The following is a 15334-nucleotide window of genomic DNA, read 5'->3' as shown; positions in this document are numbered from 1 at the left end:
TTTTCGCGCGCGCGCATCCAGTTGTAGTTGCCGCGCAGCGTGTTGATCTCGCCGTTGTGCGCAATCATCCGGAAAGGATGTGCCAGCGGCCAAGTGGGGAAGGTGTTGGTCGAGAAACGCTGGTGCACCAGGGCCAGCGCCGAGACGACGCGCGCGTCTTGAAGGTCAAGGTAGTACTGGCCGACCTGATCGGCGAGCAACAGCCCCTTGTAAACAACGGTCCGCGCCGACATCGACGGCTGGTAGAACTCCTTGCTGTGCTCGAGGCCCAGAGCACGGATGGCGTTGGCAGCGCGGCGACGGATGACATAGAGCTTGCGCTCGAGCGCGTCGGTGACCATCACGTCGGTGCCGCGCCCGATGAAGATCTGGCGGATGACCGGCTCACGCTCACGCACCGCAGGCGACATCGGCATCGTGCGGTCAACCGGAACGTCGCGCCAGCCGAGGACGACCTGCCCTTCGGCGCGTACCGCGCGCTCGATTTCCTCCTGACAGGCCAGACGCGATGCCGACTCCTTGGGAAGGAAGACCATGCCGACACCGTAATCCCCGGCGCGCGGGAGATTCACGCCCTGCGCGGCCATCTCGGCCCGGAAGAAAGCGTCGGGAATCTGAATCAGGATGCCCGCACCGTCCCCCATCAGCGGGTCGGCACCGACGGCACCGCGGTGATCCAGATTTTTCAGAATCAGCAGCCCCTGGTCGATGATCGTATGGCTTTTCTTGCCTTTGATATGCGCCACGAAACCGACGCCGCAGGCATCGTGCTCATTGGTCCGATCGTAAAGCCCTTGCTGCTCGGGTAATGCCGAATCCATCACGTTCGCATCCTCACAAAACGGTGACATCAATATGGAGAAAAAATACGCGCCACGTCATCCAAAGCCTGCGCACGGCCCAGCTACGATTCTCATGAGCGACCTTGGAGTCTATTAGCTTTATCCTGACGATTCAATCATTTAGACGCACCAAAACAGTGCATTTGCGCATCAAAACAGTGCGCAATGATGTCTTTGTCATTTTAAATTGCACATCCGCGCAACAACGTGCGAACGCTGTGGATCCCGTCAAATCGAATTCGGCAAACCCCTACTGTCAGCAGCCTTTTTTCGAGGGTTTCATCATGCTAAAGTAGCCAGCGGTCGAAAGGAGGAAACGCTATTCACGACAACACTCCCGACACCCCCAACTTGCCCAGAAGAACTCTCCCGCTGCGCCTGCGTCGCGGGGCACACGACAGGCGGTTGGCTAGTTGCCCGCTCGCTTCATGACTGAAACGCGACTCCGCCTGTCCCGGGGAGGCGCTGCGCGCCCACGCGCGACGATGTGATTCATTAACTCTTAAAACACGAAGGATGGAGAACCGAATGCCACTGACTATCGGAATACCACGAGAGGTCTTTGCCGGCGAAAAGCGCGTTGCGACCGTTCCCGACGTCGTTGAGAAGCTGATCAAGCTGGGTTTCAAGGTCGCCGTCGAAACGGGCGCCGGGGACTTGGCCAATTTCAGCGACGACGACTACCTTGCCGCCGGAGCCGAGATCCTCGACACCGCCGCCAAGCTCTGGGCGGAATCCGACATCGTTTTCAAGGTCCGCGGCCCGGACGCCAACGAAGTGGCACTGCTGCGCGAAGGCGGCACGCTGATTTCCTTCATCTGGCCGGCGCAGAATCCTGAACTCATGCAACAACTGGCGGCGAAAAAAGCCACCGTACTGGCCATTGATTCGTTGCCGCGCCAACTCTCGCGCGCCCAGAAGATGGACGCCCTGACCTCGATGGCCGGGATCAGCGGCTATCGCGCGGTGATCGAGGCCGCCAACGCCTTCGGCCGCTTCTTCAATGGTCAGATCACCGCCGCCGGCAAAGTGCCGCCGGCCAAGGTCTTCATCGCCGGCGCCGGTGTCGCCGGTCTGGCCGCCATCGGAACCGCCGCCAATCTGGGCGCCATCGTGCGCGCCAACGACACGCGAGCCGAAGTTGCCGACCAGGTCAAATCGCTCGGAGGCGAATTCGTCAAAGTCGACTACGAAGAGGAAGGCTCGGGCGGCGGCGGCTACGCCAAAGTGATGAGCGAGGGCTTCCAACAGGCCCAGCGCGAAATGTACGCCAAGGAAGCCAAGCAGGCGGACATCATCATTACCACCGCCTTGATCCCCGGCAAGCCCGCACCCAAGCTGATTTCCGCCGAGATGGTGCAGAGCATGAAGCCGGGTAGCGTCATCATCGACATGGCCGGAGAACAGGGCGGAAACTGCGAGCTGACTGTCCCCGGCGAGGCCGTAGTCCGTCATGGCGTGACCATCGTTGGCTACACCGACCTGCCGAGCCGCCTGGCCAAGCAGTCCTCGACGCTGTACGCCAACAACCTGCTGCGCTTGACCGAAGAGCTGTGCAAGACCAAGGACGGCAACATCGACGTCAATATGGAAGACGACGCGATCCGCGGCCTGACGGTCATCAAGGAAGGCAGCATCACCTGGCCGCCCCCGCCCCTGAAACAGGCGGCGCCGCAACCCGCCGCCAAGCCCGCCGCTGCACCGGAAGCCAAGAAGTCGGCACATGGCCACGGCGCGCCGAGTGAACCGATGTCGCGCAACAAGCTGGCCGTCGTCTTCGGCATCTGCGCCGCGTTGTTCTGGCTGATCGGCGCTCACGCCCCGGCCTCCTTCCTCGGCCACTTCACGGTCTTCGTACTGGCCTGCTTCGTCGGCTACATGGTCGTCTGGAACGTCACCCCGGCGCTGCACACGCCGCTGATGAGCGTCACCAATGCCATCAGCAGCATCATCGCCATCGGCGCCCTCGTCCAGATCGCCCCGCCGATCTCGGGTGCGCTCGAACGGCCGGAAAGCGTCATCCGCTGGTTGGCGGTCGGCGCCATTGTCCTGGCCACCATCAACATGTTCGGCGGTTTCGCCGTGACCCAGCGCATGCTGGCGATGTTCCGCAAATAAGAACAGGGAGAACACCATAATGTCCGCAAGTCTGGCTACTGTCTCCTACATCGGAGCAACCATACTCTTCATCCTTTGCCTGGGCGGCCTATCGACCCAGACCACAGCACGCCGCGGCAACCTCTACGGGGTGATCGGCATGGCCATTGCCGTCGTCGCCACCGTATTTGGCCCCATGGTCACCTCCGCAGGTCTGCCGTGGATCATCGGAGCGATGGTCGTCGGTGCCGCAATCGGCCTCTACGCCGCACGCGTCGTGCAGATGACCCAGATGCCTGAACTCGTTGCGCTGATGCACAGCATGGTCGGTCTCGCCGCCATGCTCGTCGGCTACGCGACTTACATCGACCCGGCGGCCTCGACCGGCCTCAGCCCGGCCGAAAAGACGATCCACGAGATCGAGATGTACGTCGGCGTGCTGATCGGTGCCGTCACGTTCTCGGGCTCGGTCATCGCCTTCGGTAAGCTGTCCGGCAAGATCGGCGGCAAGCCCATGCTCCTGCCCGGCCGCCACTGGATCAACCTGCTTGGCCTGCTAATCGTCATCTACTTCGGCCGCGAGTTCATGCTCGCCGAAACCGTCGCCCAAGGCATGGTTCCGATGATCGTGATGACCGTCATCGCCCTGCTCTTCGGCATCCATATGGTCATGGCCATCGGCGGCGCCGACATGCCGGTCGTGGTCTCGATGCTCAACAGCTACTCCGGCTGGGCGGCCGCGGCGACGGGCTTCATGCTCTCCAACGACCTGCTGATTGTCACCGGTGCTCTGGTCGGCTCGAGCGGCGCGATCCTGTCGTACATCATGTGCGCGGCGATGAACCGCCAGTTCCTCAGCGTGATTGCCGGGGGCTTCGGCTCCGATGGCGGCGCCCCGGCGGCCAAGAGCGGCGGTTCGAGCGAACCGGCGGGCGAGGTCACTCCGGTCTCTGCCGCCGAGACGGCAGAGCTGCTGCGTGACGCGAAGAGCGTACTCATCGTCCCCGGCTACGGCATGGCAGTTGCACAAGCGCAACATACCGTCTATGAAATAACTAAGGAGTTGCGTGAAAAGGGCGTCAACGTGCGTTTCGGCATTCACCCGGTCGCCGGGCGCATGCCGGGTCACATGAACGTTCTTCTCGCCGAAGCCAAGGTGCCGTACGACGTGGTCTTCGAAATGGATGAAATCAACGACGACTTCCCAACAACCGACGTGGCCATGGTGATCGGCGCCAACGACATCGTGAACCCGGCGGCGCAGGACGATCCGACCAGCCCGATCGCGGGCATGCCGGTTCTCGAAGTCTGGAAAGCCAAGACCTCGATCGTGATGAAGCGGTCGATGGCCTCGGGTTACGCAGGGGTCGACAACCCGTTGTTCTACAAGGAGAACAACCGCATGCTCTTCGGTGACGCGAAGAAAATGCTGGACGAGGTGCTCAGCGCACTCAAGTCCTGACCGCCCTGCCGGCGACCCGCGTTTTGCCCTGAGACAGAACTTGCGAAAGCAAGGGCTGTCTCAGGGAAGCAATCGGTCCTCACGCAGCTTGGTGAGGGGGTCCATCAACGGCATATTGGAGGGCACCATGGAAGTCAAAGAGATCCTCAGACTCAAGGACTCGACTCTGTACTCGGTCTCCCCGGAGACGCTGCTGTCCGACGCAGTTATCATGATGGACGACCACGATGTCGGGGCAATCGTCGTGGTCGAGGGGGGCAAGCTGGTCGGCATGCTCACCTTCCGGGAGATCATCTCCGTCCTCGCCATGCGTCAGCGCGAGGGCCGCACTGGCCCGACTCCGCCCATCGCAGAGATCCTCGTCAAAGAAGCCATGGTCCTCAACCCGCCAACTAGCGAGCCCTCGATGGACGTGGACGACCTGCGCAAGCTGATGGTTTCTTCCCACGCCCGTTACGTCCCGGTCATGGACGGGGAACGCATCCTTTGCGTCATCTCGCTACGCGACATCGCCAAAGCCGTTCTTGAGGAACGTAACTTCGAGAACCGTTTGCTCAAGGCCTACATCAAGGACTGGCCCGAAAAAGCCTCCGCTGAAGCCGCCTGAACAGTCCGCAACGCCACAAAAACGCGCCCCCAACGGGCGCGTTTTTCTATCCCAGCGCGTAATCTGGCGCGTTATCGACTCAAGCCTCGTCCACCGCAAACAGGCGCCGATACTCCCGCATGGCGTAGCGGTCGGTCATCCCAGCGATGTAGTCGGCAATCCGGCGCGCTTGCTCATCTTCCGATCGAAAAGTCGGCGGCAACAGACGTGGATCGGTCGAGAAGGCTGCAAAAAGATCACCGACGACCCGTTGCGCTTTAGCCGTCATGCGCATGACCTGATAATGCCGGTACAGATTGGCATGCAGGAAGCGCTTAAGCTCGACCTGAGCGGACTGCATCGGCCCGGAGAAGCCGACCAGAGGCTCCGCGGCATGGACGTCACCTAGGCATTCCGGCCGCACGCGTTCAAGGTTGGCGCGCGTGGTGTCGATCAGATCGCAGACTTGGGCATTGATCATCCTGCGGATCGTTTCATGGATCAGCCGCCGACCAGCCAACGCAGGGTAGGCGGCGCGCACCTCGCGCACATAACGCGCGAAGAGTTCGACGCCCTCGAGCTGATCGAGCGTCAGCAATCCCGAACGCAGGCCATCGTCGACATCATGGTTGTTGTACGCAATTTCATCGGCGAGATTGCAGATCTGCGCCTCAAGCGAGGGGCGCAGGCGCTTCAGGAAACGCTCACCCAATTCCCCCAGCAAAACCGCATTCTCGCGACTGCAGTGCTTGACGATGCCTTCGCGCGTCTCGAAGCAGAGGTTAAGCCCGGAGAATTCGGCGTAACGCTCTTCGAGGTGATCGACGATTCGCAAACTCTGCAGGTTGTGTTCGAAGCCCCCGTGCTCGCGCATGCAGACATCCAGCGCATCCTGACCGGCATGGCCGAACGGCGTGTGCCCGAGGTCGTGCGCCAGCGCCACGGCTTCTGCCAGATCCTCATTCAAGAACAGCGTGCGGGCGATGGAGCGGGCGATCTGGGCCACCTCAAGGGTGTGTGTCAGGCGAGTCCGGAAGAGATCCCCCTCGTGATTGACGAACACCTGGGTTTTGTACTCGAGCCGCCGGAAAGCCGTCGAATGAACGATGCGGTCACGGTCGCGCTGAAATTCGCTGCGGTAAAGCGGCGGCGAATCGGCAAACCGCCGACCACGCGAATTTGCCGCACACACGGCATAGCCCGCAAGGTCACGGCCGCTCACAGCGCCCTCCGATTGCCGCCAGGATTTGCGTGTCGCTTGCCACATCACTGAGAACCGCTTGCCCGACCGAGCGCAGCAGAACGAGCCGCAAACGGCCATCCTGGACTTTTTTGTCGTGACGCATCAATTCGAGATAGCGCTCGGGGGCCATTGCAGCCCCCCGTACCGGCAAGCCAGCACGCAGGAACAACGCCTCGACTCGCGCCACATCGGCAGCCTCAAGCCAACCCAATTGCAAGGAAAGATCGGCGGCCATCATCGTCCCGGCGGCGACAGCCTCGCCGTGCAACCACGTGCCATAGCCCATCCCGGTTTCGATGGCATGACCGAAGGTATGCCCCAGATTGAGCAAGGCCCGATCGCCGCTTTCACGCTCGTCGGCGGCAACGACTTCCGCTTTGTTGGCGCACGAGCGCAAGACGGCATACGCAAGTGCATCAGACTCTCGCCGCAGCAAAGCCTCAAGATTCGCTTCCAGCCATGCCAGAAAAGGCAGATCGCGGATCAGCCCGTACTTGATCACCTCGGCGAGCCCGGCACGTAATTCGCGTTCCGGCAGTGAGCGAAGCAGCGTGGTATCTGCAAACACTGCCTTCGGCTGATAGAAGGCGCCGATCATGTTCTTGCCTTGCGGATGGTTGATCGCCGTTTTGCCTCCGACCGAGGAATCGACTTGCGCCAACAACGTCGTCGGCACCTGGATGAAAGGCATCCCTCGCTGGTAACAGGCGGCGGCAAAGCCGCCCATGTCGCCGACCACCCCGCCACCGAGCGCGATCAGCGGCGTCGTCCGCTCGCAGCGCTGAGCCAGGAGCGCGTCAAAAATCGAGTTCAATGTCTCCCAGTTTTTATGCATCTCGCCGTCAGGCAAAACGACGGGCAAGGTCTCAATCCCAAGTTTCGCGAGCGACGCCCGCAAGCGCTCGAAGCAAAGTGGCGCAACGGTTTCATTGCTGACCACAACGGCACGCCCACCTCGTAAATGGGGGCGCCAAAGTGCTTCAGCATCGACCACCCCGGCACCGATGTGGATCGGGTAACTGCGATCGGCCAAGGCCACGCTCAAAGTTTCCATCGTTCCCCCATTTCTTTCGTCAACACGCTGACGATCGTATGCGCCTGAATCCGCCCACCGTCGATGACGATGTCGGCTGTCTCCCGATAAAGAGGGCTACGCTGAACATAAAGTTCGCGCAATCGCTCCAGCGGATCATCGACGCGCAGCAATGGGCGATTGCGGTCCAGGCGCGTTCTTTCCCAGAGAATCTGAGGCGGCACATCCAGATAAACCACCCAGCCGCTGGCCTTGAGGGCGTCCCGGTTCTCCTGCCGCAAAACAACCCCACCGCCAGTCGCAATAACGCATGGCGGCAAGCAGGCCAGTTCGGCAATCACTTGAGCCTCGCGGCGGCGAAAACCATCTTCGCCTTCGATCTCGAAAACGGTGGGAATGCTCACCCCTGTCCGCGCCTCGATCTCACGATCCGAGTCGTAAAACTCCAGGTGAAGCTTGCGCGCAAGTTGCCGGCCGATCGTCGTTTTTCCGGCCCCCATCAAGCCGATGAGGTAAAGCTTGTCTTTTGAATAAGTGCAGTTTTTTTCCACGACCACATTCTACCGTAGCGCTTCGCGTTTTCCGGACGAAAAAAAGCCGGTCCGCAGACCGGCCTTTGTTCCTTGGTACGCTCAGCGCAATGCCAAGCCCTCTGCAACGATCCGCGGAGTAATGAAGATAAGCAACTCGGTCTTGTCGTCAATCCATTCACGGTTTTTGAACAACCAGCCGATGTAGGGCAGATCACCAAGGATGGGAATGCGTTGCGTGTTGTCGCGCTTTTCCTCGGTGTAGATCCCCCCAATTACAACCGTTCCTCCATTCTCGACCAACACTTCGGTCTTCACGTGCTTGGTATCAATGGCCACGCCAGCACCGGTAGACAAACGAGTGTTGGGCGTATCTTTATTCACGTCAAGGGTCATCGTAATCTTGCCGTCAGGCGTAATCTGTGGCTTAACCTTGAGGGCCAAGTTCGCTTTCCGGAAAGAAATGCTGGTCGCTCCAGAGCTGGTGGCTTGCTGATAGGGGATTTCAACACCTTGTTCAATGATCGCCTCAACCTGATTGGCTGTCATGACTCGCGGACTCGAAATCACTTTGCCTCGACCATCGGCCTCCAGTGCAGAGATTTCGGCATTCAAGAAGGCGGATTTATTCTGATTGAACAGAATCATTGAAAAGACTCCTGCGTTTCCTGAGCGAGGCGTTGCTGGCAGGTTAACTCCTAGCGAATCTGTCGGCCATTTCGGCGTATCGGCGCTTTGTCCGGTATGAGCCCCCGTGTCGTTCAAATTGCCACCGATCACAGAGCCTTTCTTGCTACTCCCGCCCCCCATATCGTGGAAGCCCAAGCGCACCCCGATGTTCTTGGCAAAGCTATCACCCGCTTCGACGATACGTGCTTCAATCATGACCTGCCGCACCGTCTGATCCACCTTGGCGATCAACGCCCGCACCTCTTCCAAACGACTTGGCGTATCTTGGACAAAGAGCAGATTTGTCCGCGTATCAACCACTGCACTCCCCCGCTTGGAGAGCATGCGTTGGCTAGCATCGGTCAGCAATTTCTTGACCTCTTCTGCCTTCTGATAATTCAACTGAAAGCTCTCGGTCCGCAACGGCTCAAGGTCGCCAATCTGCATCTTCGACTCGAACTCGAGCTTCTCCTTGGTAGCGATTTCCTCACGCGGCGCAATCAGGATGACATTGCCGTTCTTGCGCATGTCGAGCCCTTTTTGCTGCAGGATGATGTCAAGCGCCTGATCCCAGGGTACATCTTTCAGAATCAAGGTAATCGACCCGCCAACCGAATCGCTAACCACCATGTTCATGCCAGTAAACTCGCCGATCACCTGCAGCAATCGCCGGACATCGACGTTCTGAAAGTTGAGCGACAGCTTCTCGCCCTGATAGCCACCGCGCGACCCCTGCACGAGTTTGTTCGGGTTCTCGATGACCGGTTTGACTTCGACCACGAATTGGTTGTCAGTCTGATAAGCATTGTGCTCCCACAAGCCCTTCGGGCTGATCGTAATTCGGGCATTTGCACCTTGCTGGACCGTATTGACCGCCGTCACCGGCGTTCCGAAATCGGTCACGTCCAGACGCTTACGCAGCCCTTCGGGAACGACGACCTTGACGAAGTCGACAACCAAACTCTGCCCTTGCTGCCGGATGTCGATGCCAGCGTTCGCGTCGCTCAAATCGACCGTGATCCTGGCCTCACCGTCACGACCACGCCGGAAAGCGATGTCGCGAATGCTGTGCGCCTGCTCATCCGGGCGCGCCTGCGAGAAATGCTCGACACGCGCGGCGCTTACGGCATCCGAGCGCACGCTCGGAGCCAAGGCCAGAATGAGGAAACGACCGTCGATCGTCGATTCATAGGTCATGGCCTGGTTCAAGTTGAGGACGACCCGCGTCCGTCCCTCGGACTGGATCACGTTGGCGCTCTTCAGATCGCCCTCGTTGAACAAATGACTGTTCTTGCCAAGGCCGTTCTCGACATTCGCAAAATCGAACGCAATGCGTGCCGGATTGGCAACGCTGAACCCGGGAGGCGGCCCTGACAGCGGAGCCTTGAAACCGAGTTTGACGTTCAAGACCCCTCCCTGTGCCGAGGCTGTAATGTCTTCAAGCACATTGCTTCCCGCCTCTTGGGCCCCCGCCTGCCCCAGACTGAGCAGCGCCGCAACGAAGAGCGCTTTCAGGCATTGTCCAATTCGTTTCACTTTTTCACCTCCTGCGCCTGCAGTTGCAGCGTGCTTTCGCGTTCGACCCAATCGCCCGCTGCATCCTGGACGAGTTCCTTGAGAACAACCTGATCTTCGTTGATCCGGGTGATGACTCCGAAATTCTGCCCCATGTAATTCCCGGTTCTCACCTGATAGAGGGAAGCATCGACTTGGACGATGGCGTAGGACGCCCCACGCCGGGTCATCACCCCGACGTATTTCAGGCTTTCGAGGGGATAGGACTCCAGTGGCTCGCGCGCCCGATCCATATCCGGCATGCGTCCGCCTCCACCTTTCTTCTGATCTACACCGAGCTTGGCGCTCTTGAATGGATCAAGCAAGCCGCCTGCGTCGTACGGAACGGGCTCGTAGGGCTTGACCTGCGGCAAGGGCGGAATCCGCCCCTTGAGATCCTTGCTCTGCTCGTTCATCCACTGCCGCAAGTCTTCGTTGTCCTCGCCCGAGCACGCGGCCAGCGCCAGGCACAAAATGATCGTCGCGCTCGTTTTCATTTCTTGCCACCCTTGGCCGCCTGCGTGGCCTTACGGCGCGCAGCCAACTCACTCTCGTCGAGGTAACGGAACGTTTTAGTCACCGCATCCATCGTCAAGGTACCGTCTTTGGCATTCGGCGTAATCGCGATGTTGTTGAGAGTTACGATGCGTGACAAACGACCGATGTCGGCAGCGAAAGCACCAAAATCATGATAGTTCCCGGTCAGTTTGACGCTGATCGGCAACTCGGCATAAAAATCCTTAACGATCTCGGGCGACGGCTTGAATAACTCGAACTGCAAGCCACGCCCCATCCCGGACTGGTTAATCTCGATCAGCAAGGATTCAACCTCGGCCTTGTTCGGCAACTGCTTGAGCAAGGCGCCAAAGGACCGGTCGATTTCATTGAGTTGCTGGACATAGAGGTCGAGATTGACCGATTGCCGTTTTTTGCTCAGAAAATCGTCACGCAGCTTGGTTTCTTCCTGCTGTTTGAGCTCCAGCGTTGCAATCGCATCGCTGCAAACCAGAAACCAACCGGCGGCAAGCACCAAGGCAAACATCCCGAGCAGGGTCGCAATCCGGGGCGCGAGCGGCCACGCACCGACGTCCTTCGGGTTGAGATTGCGAAAATCGTTCGCCAACGCATTGAAGTCGACCGCCGGAAGCGCAGGCTTCTTCATGGCTTCTTCCCTCCCTCAACCGGTGCCCGCTTGAGGAGGGCGGTCATGTTGAATTCGTTCAGGCGGCGCTTATCAACGGTCACCGCCTTGATTTCAAGCAGCTCCGGTTTTTCGAGCCAGGGCGAGGCATCAATGTTGCGCATCAAGGTCGAAACCCGGGCATTCGACTGCGCATAACCGGACAGCATGACCTTCGTCCCATCCTGTTTGAGCGAGCGCAAATAAACGCCCTCGGGAACCTGTTTGGCCAGTTCGCTCAGCAAGAGGACGCCTTCCGCCCGATCGCGCTGCAACGATTCGATCACCTGCTTGCGTGCCAGCAAGGCCTGAGATTGCTCCTGCAAACGCTTGATTTGCTCGATCTGCTTGTCGAGAACGGCGATCTCTTTTTTCAGGAACTCATTTTTCGCTTCCTGCGTCGAGATGTAGCCCGAGATGATGGTATTGGCGAGCAAAACGAGAAGCGCCGCCAGCACGGAAACCAAACCCAGCAGTCCGTAATACTGCTGGCGCCGAGCTTTCCGCTTCTCCTCGCGGTGCGGCAGAAGATTGATGCGTATCATTCGTCGAACCTCCGCAAGGCGAGGCCGCACGCCGCCATCAACATCGAGGCATCAGCCAGCAAGCCCTTGCTCCGCCCTCCGGCCTGACTGCCCAAGACCATGCCGGCAAAGGGATTGGCCAGAATGGTATTGATTTGCGTGCGCGCCGCAACGGCCTCGTCCGCACCGTTCAGCACAGCACAGCCGCCCGAGAGAACGATGTGGTCGACCTGGCTGAACTGCGTCGACGTGAAGAAGAACTGCAGCGCTCGCGAAACCTCCAAGGCCATGCTTTCGACGAAGGGCTGCAACACCTCGGCCTCATAGGTCTCGGGCAGATTATTGCGCCGTTTTTCGGCCTCGGCTTCCTCGAAGGTCATCCCGTAGTGCCGGGCGATGTCCTGCGTCAGCTGATTCCCGCCGAAAGCCTGCTCACGACCGTAAAGGGATTGGCCGTTACGCAGCACGGTCAGAGTCATGACATTCGCGCCGACGTCAACCAATGCGACGATCTGCCCCCGCCCGTCATCGGGCAACTGTTTCTCGATCAGGCTGTAGGCTGCAAGCGTCGCGTACGATTCGACATCAACGACGACCGGTTTCAAACCGGCCGCTTCGGCCACCGCCACGCGATCCTCGACCTTTTCCTTGCGCGATGCGGCGATCAGCACCTCGACCTCATCCGGCGACGAAGGTGCAGGCCCCAGAACTTGAAAATCGAGGTTTACTTCGTCAAGCGCGAAAGGAATGTACTGATTCGCCTCCGATTCAACGAGCACCTCGAGCTCTTCTTCGCGCTGGCCGGCTGCGACAATGATTTTTTTGGTAATCACGTGCGAGGCCGGCAAGGCCAGCGCCACATTGCGCACCGAGGTCGAGAGTTTCTTCCAGCAACGACGGACAGCCTCGGCAACCGCTTCGAGGGTGACGATGTTGCCATCGGCCACAGCATCGCGAGGCAAAGCCTCGATGGCGTAGCGCTCCACCTTGTACCCACCTTTCGCGTCGCCAGACAACTCGACCATTTTGACCGACGACGAACTGATGTCGAGGCCGATCAAAGCACGCGATTTCGGGTTGAATATCGATAAATCGAGTTGCAAATCACCACCCCTCGCCGAAAAAACCCTTGTTTGATTTGTAGTTAGAGCGGTTATAGATAATCTACTTTAGATGCTAGCAACAAGCATTATGCATGTAAAGTCGTTTTTCTCTGGGGAATGCCACGGCGCCATGGGTTTTCGCGCAGCGTTATAATTGCGCCACACTTCATCCCACATCTTAAATGCCGTGCCTAATCTGTCCCGCTGGATTCTTCTCCCTGTCATGATCGTCGGAGGGCTGGCCGCCATGGCGGTGGCTCTCGTGCTCGTTGCACTGACGCTGATCTACCCGAACCTCCCTTCGCTCGACATCCTGACCGATTACCGCCCAAAAATTCCGCTGCGCGTCTATACCGCAGACGGTTACCTGATCGGCGAATTCGGCGAGGAGCGCCGTTCCTTCCTGCGCATCCAGGACACGCCGGAAATCCTCAAGCAGGCCATCCTGGCCGCCGAGGACGAACGCTTCTACCAGCACGGCGGCATCGATGCGCTTGGAGTTCTGCGCGCCGCCGCGAGCAATATTATTGGCGGTGGAAAAAAACAGGGCGCCTCGACCATCACTCAACAAGTCGCCAAGAATTTTTTTCTTTCCTCGGAAAAAACCTACGCGCGCAAACTGTATGAGGCGCTGCTTTCATTCAAGATTGAAAGCAACCTGAGCAAAGACCAGATCTTCGAGCTCTACATCAACCAGATTTATCTGGGGCAGCGCGCCTACGGCTTTGGCGCCGCATCGCAAATCTACTTCGGGAAGCCGGCCAAGGACATCAGCGTCGCCGAAGCAGCGATGCTCGCCGGCCTGCCCAAGGCGCCCTCGGCCTTCAACCCGGTGGTCAACCCAAAACGCGCCAGCCTGCGCCAGCAATACGTGTTGCGCCGCATGTTCGAACTCGGTTTCATTGACAGCGCCCAGCACGAAGAAGCGCTCAAGCAGGCGCTGATCGTGCGCCGAGAAACCAACGATTACGCGGTCCGCGCCGAACACGCAGCCGAGATGGCCCGCCAGATGGCGGCCGAGCGTTTCCCGGAAGATGTATACACGCGCGGGCTCAAGGTCTACACCACGCTGCTCAAGAGCGACCAGGAAGCCGCCGTCGCCAGCCTGCGCAAGGGCGTCATCGACTACGACCGCCGGCACGGCTACCGGGGCGCCGAAGCGCACGTCGACATGAGCGCCATCAAGTCCGACAACGACGAAGCCCTCGACGAACTGCTGCAGGATTACAGCGACCCCTCCGACCTGCGCCCGGCCATCGTTCTGGAAGCCGACACCAAACAGGTCAAGGCCTATCGGCGCGGCGGCGAGGTCATCAAGATCAGCGGCGACGGCTTGCGCTTTGCCACCCGGATGCTCGACGACAAGGCGCCGGCCAACAAACGGCTGCGGCGCGGCGCCGTCATCCGCGTCCAGACCGACGAGAAGAACAACTGGCGGATCGTGCAGATGCCGGAAGTCGAGGCTGCCCTGCTCGCGGCCGACCCGCAGACCGGTGCGATCCGCGCCTTGGTCGGCGGCTTCGATTTCTCGCGCAACAAGTTCAACCACGTCACGCAGGCCTGGCGTCAGCCCGGGTCGAGCTTCAAGCCCTTCATTTACTCGGCGGCCCTGGAAAAAGGCTTCACCCCGGCCTCGATCGTCAACGACGAGCCGATCAGCATCCCGGCGTCGGTCACCGGCTCGCAGGCCTGGGAACCGAAGAACTACGATGGCAAGTTCGAAGGCCCGATGCGCGTCCGCACCGCGCTCGCAAAATCGAAGAACATGGTCTCGGTTCGCCTGCTCCAGGCCAGTGGCGTCCATTTCGTGCAGGACTACGCGACGCGCTTCGGTTTCGACGCCGAAAAGCATCCACCGTACCTGACGATGGCACTCGGTGCCGGCGCCGTGACGCCATGGCAGATGGTTTCGGCCTACGCCGTTTTTGCCAACGGTGGTTATCGCATCCCGCCCTTCATTGTCCGCGACATCCAGGACGACAAGGGCACGATCCTGGCTCAGGCACAACCCACCCCGGCCGGCGACGACGCCCTGCGCGCCATTGACCCGCGCAACGCTTTCCTGATGGACAGCATGCTGCGCGACGTCACTATTTATGGAACGGCCGGCCGCGCCTCAGCGCAACTCAAGCGGCGCGACCTCGCGGGCAAGACCGGAACGACCAACGAGCACGTCGACGCCTGGTTCTGCGGCTACCAGCGCACCATCGTCGGTTGCTCCTGGATCGGCTTCGACCAGCCCAAAAATCTCGGCAACGGAGAAACCGGCGGTTCGGCCGCACTGCCAATGTGGATCGGCTACATGGCCCGTGCCCTGAAAGACGTTCCCGAGTCTTTCATGCCGCAGCCAGAAGGCTTGGTCGCACTGGACGCCGTCGGTGGCGGCAAGGGGCCAAGCAAGGAATTTTTCTACAAAGAGAACGTTCCGCAGCAGGTCGAGGAAGAGCCCCCGCAGGATCCGAATGCCAAGCCGGTCGACTGAGCTCGATACCCGGCCGAGCGCATCGGCCG

At 59.9% G+C, this 15334-nt stretch carries 12 protein-coding genes and 1 pseudogene; 4 read left to right on the top strand and 9 right to left on the bottom strand.

The features are described 5' to 3' along the window. Positions 1–821 (bottom strand): annotated as a pseudogene (locus QMB55_RS11235) (glutamate synthase subunit alpha); the annotation flags it as partial. Positions 822–1370: 549 nt separating this feature from the next. Between QMB55_RS11235 and QMB55_RS11230 the strand changes: the two are divergent. From QMB55_RS11230 to QMB55_RS11220, 3 genes are all read left to right on the top strand, one after another. Beyond that, the gene (locus tag QMB55_RS11230) at positions 1371–2960 is read left to right on the top strand and encodes a Re/Si-specific NAD(P)(+) transhydrogenase subunit alpha (RefSeq protein ID WP_497588793.1); all 1590 of its coding nucleotides are present in this window, start codon (positions 1371–1373) and stop codon (positions 2958–2960) included. Positions 2961–2979: 19 nt separating this feature from the next. After that, positions 2980–4401 (top strand): Re/Si-specific NAD(P)(+) transhydrogenase subunit beta, encoded by a 1422-nt coding sequence (pntB, locus tag QMB55_RS11225; RefSeq protein WP_497588792.1) that lies wholly within the window; start codon positions 2980–2982, stop codon positions 4399–4401. A gap of 127 nt (positions 4402–4528) precedes the next feature. Further along, the gene (locus QMB55_RS11220) at positions 4529–5008 is read left to right on the top strand and encodes a CBS domain-containing protein (protein WP_497588791.1); all 480 of its coding nucleotides are present in this window, start codon (positions 4529–4531) and stop codon (positions 5006–5008) included. A gap of 79 nt (positions 5009–5087) precedes the next feature. On the opposite strand, the gene QMB55_RS11215 is transcribed toward QMB55_RS11220, so the two are convergent. The 8 genes from QMB55_RS11215 to QMB55_RS11180 all read right to left on the bottom strand — a co-directional run bounded on the left by QMB55_RS11215 (position 5088) and on the right by QMB55_RS11180 (position 12781). Beyond that, positions 5088–6254, bottom strand: a complete 1167-nt coding sequence (locus QMB55_RS11215; protein ID WP_497588798.1) for a deoxyguanosinetriphosphate triphosphohydrolase — start codon at positions 6252–6254, stop codon at positions 5088–5090. Continuing rightward, positions 6196–7284: a 3-dehydroquinate synthase gene (gene aroB, locus QMB55_RS11210; RefSeq protein ID WP_497588790.1), complete on the bottom strand. Its 1089-nt coding sequence runs from the start codon at positions 7282–7284 to the stop codon at positions 6196–6198. Before aroB ends, QMB55_RS11215 begins: the two co-directional genes overlap by 59 nt. Next, a complete protein-coding gene (locus QMB55_RS11205) occupies positions 7272–7763 on the bottom strand; it encodes a shikimate kinase (protein ID WP_497588797.1) in 492 nt (163 codons plus the stop codon). The genes aroB and QMB55_RS11205 overlap by 13 nt, the downstream gene beginning before the upstream one ends. Before the next feature lie 132 nt (positions 7764–7895). Further along, complete coding sequence (locus QMB55_RS11200) at positions 7896–9998, bottom strand: type IV pilus secretin PilQ (protein ID WP_497588789.1); 2103 nt, start codon at positions 9996–9998, stop codon at positions 7896–7898. Beyond that, entirely contained in the window at positions 9995–10513 is a 519-nt protein-coding gene (locus tag QMB55_RS11195) for a pilus assembly protein PilP (RefSeq protein WP_497588788.1), read from the bottom strand. Before QMB55_RS11195 ends, QMB55_RS11200 begins: the two co-directional genes overlap by 4 nt. Beyond that, the gene (locus QMB55_RS11190) at positions 10510–11178 is read right to left on the bottom strand and encodes a type IV pilus inner membrane component PilO (protein ID WP_497588787.1); all 669 of its coding nucleotides are present in this window, start codon (positions 11176–11178) and stop codon (positions 10510–10512) included. The genes QMB55_RS11195 and QMB55_RS11190 overlap by 4 nt, the downstream gene beginning before the upstream one ends. Further along, positions 11175–11741: a PilN domain-containing protein gene (locus QMB55_RS11185; RefSeq protein ID WP_497588796.1), complete on the bottom strand. Its 567-nt coding sequence runs from the start codon at positions 11739–11741 to the stop codon at positions 11175–11177. The genes QMB55_RS11190 and QMB55_RS11185 overlap by 4 nt, the downstream gene beginning before the upstream one ends. Next, positions 11738–12781, bottom strand: coding sequence for a pilus assembly protein PilM (locus QMB55_RS11180; RefSeq protein ID WP_497588786.1), 1044 nt, complete (start codon positions 12779–12781; stop codon positions 11738–11740). Before QMB55_RS11180 ends, QMB55_RS11185 begins: the two co-directional genes overlap by 4 nt. Before the next feature lie 289 nt (positions 12782–13070). Here QMB55_RS11180 and QMB55_RS11175 point away from each other — a divergent pair, with 289 nt between their 5' ends. Next, complete coding sequence (locus QMB55_RS11175; RefSeq protein WP_497588785.1) at positions 13071–15305, top strand: penicillin-binding protein 1A; 2235 nt, start codon at positions 13071–13073, stop codon at positions 15303–15305. Positions 15306–15334: the final 29 nt, after the last annotated feature.

The organism is Propionivibrio sp. (assembly GCF_041441355.1).
GTDB lineage: Bacteria > Pseudomonadota > Gammaproteobacteria > Burkholderiales > Rhodocyclaceae > Propionivibrio.
The sequence above is the reverse complement of the archived record's forward strand: the minus strand, read 5'-3'. Positions and strand labels throughout refer to the sequence as shown.

Excerpts from the sequence above, each read along its gene's own strand:
- QMB55_RS11215 (WP_497588798.1), bottom strand. The coding sequence starts at position 6,254 with ATGTGGCAAGCGACACGCAAATCCTGGCGGCAATCGGAGGGCGCTGTG.
- QMB55_RS11220 (WP_497588791.1), top strand. The coding sequence starts at position 4,529 with ATGGAAGTCAAAGAGATCCTCAGACTCAAGGACTCGACTCTGTACTCG.
- aroB (WP_497588790.1), bottom strand. The coding sequence starts at position 7,284 with ATGGAAACTTTGAGCGTGGCCTTGGCCGATCGCAGTTACCCGATCCAC.
- pntB (WP_497588792.1), top strand. The coding sequence starts at position 2,980 with ATGTCCGCAAGTCTGGCTACTGTCTCCTACATCGGAGCAACCATACTC.
- QMB55_RS11175 (WP_497588785.1), top strand. The coding sequence starts at position 13,071 with ATGGCGGTGGCTCTCGTGCTCGTTGCACTGACGCTGATCTACCCGAAC.
- QMB55_RS11195 (WP_497588788.1), bottom strand. The coding sequence starts at position 10,513 with ATGAAAACGAGCGCGACGATCATTTTGTGCCTGGCGCTGGCCGCGTGC.
- QMB55_RS11185 (WP_497588796.1), bottom strand. The coding sequence starts at position 11,741 with ATGATACGCATCAATCTTCTGCCGCACCGCGAGGAGAAGCGGAAAGCT.
- QMB55_RS11205 (WP_497588797.1), bottom strand. The coding sequence starts at position 7,763 with ATGGGGGCCGGAAAAACGACGATCGGCCGGCAACTTGCGCGCAAGCTT.
- QMB55_RS11230 (WP_497588793.1), top strand. The coding sequence starts at position 1,371 with ATGCCACTGACTATCGGAATACCACGAGAGGTCTTTGCCGGCGAAAAG.
- QMB55_RS11190 (WP_497588787.1), bottom strand. The coding sequence starts at position 11,178 with ATGAAGAAGCCTGCGCTTCCGGCGGTCGACTTCAATGCGTTGGCGAAC.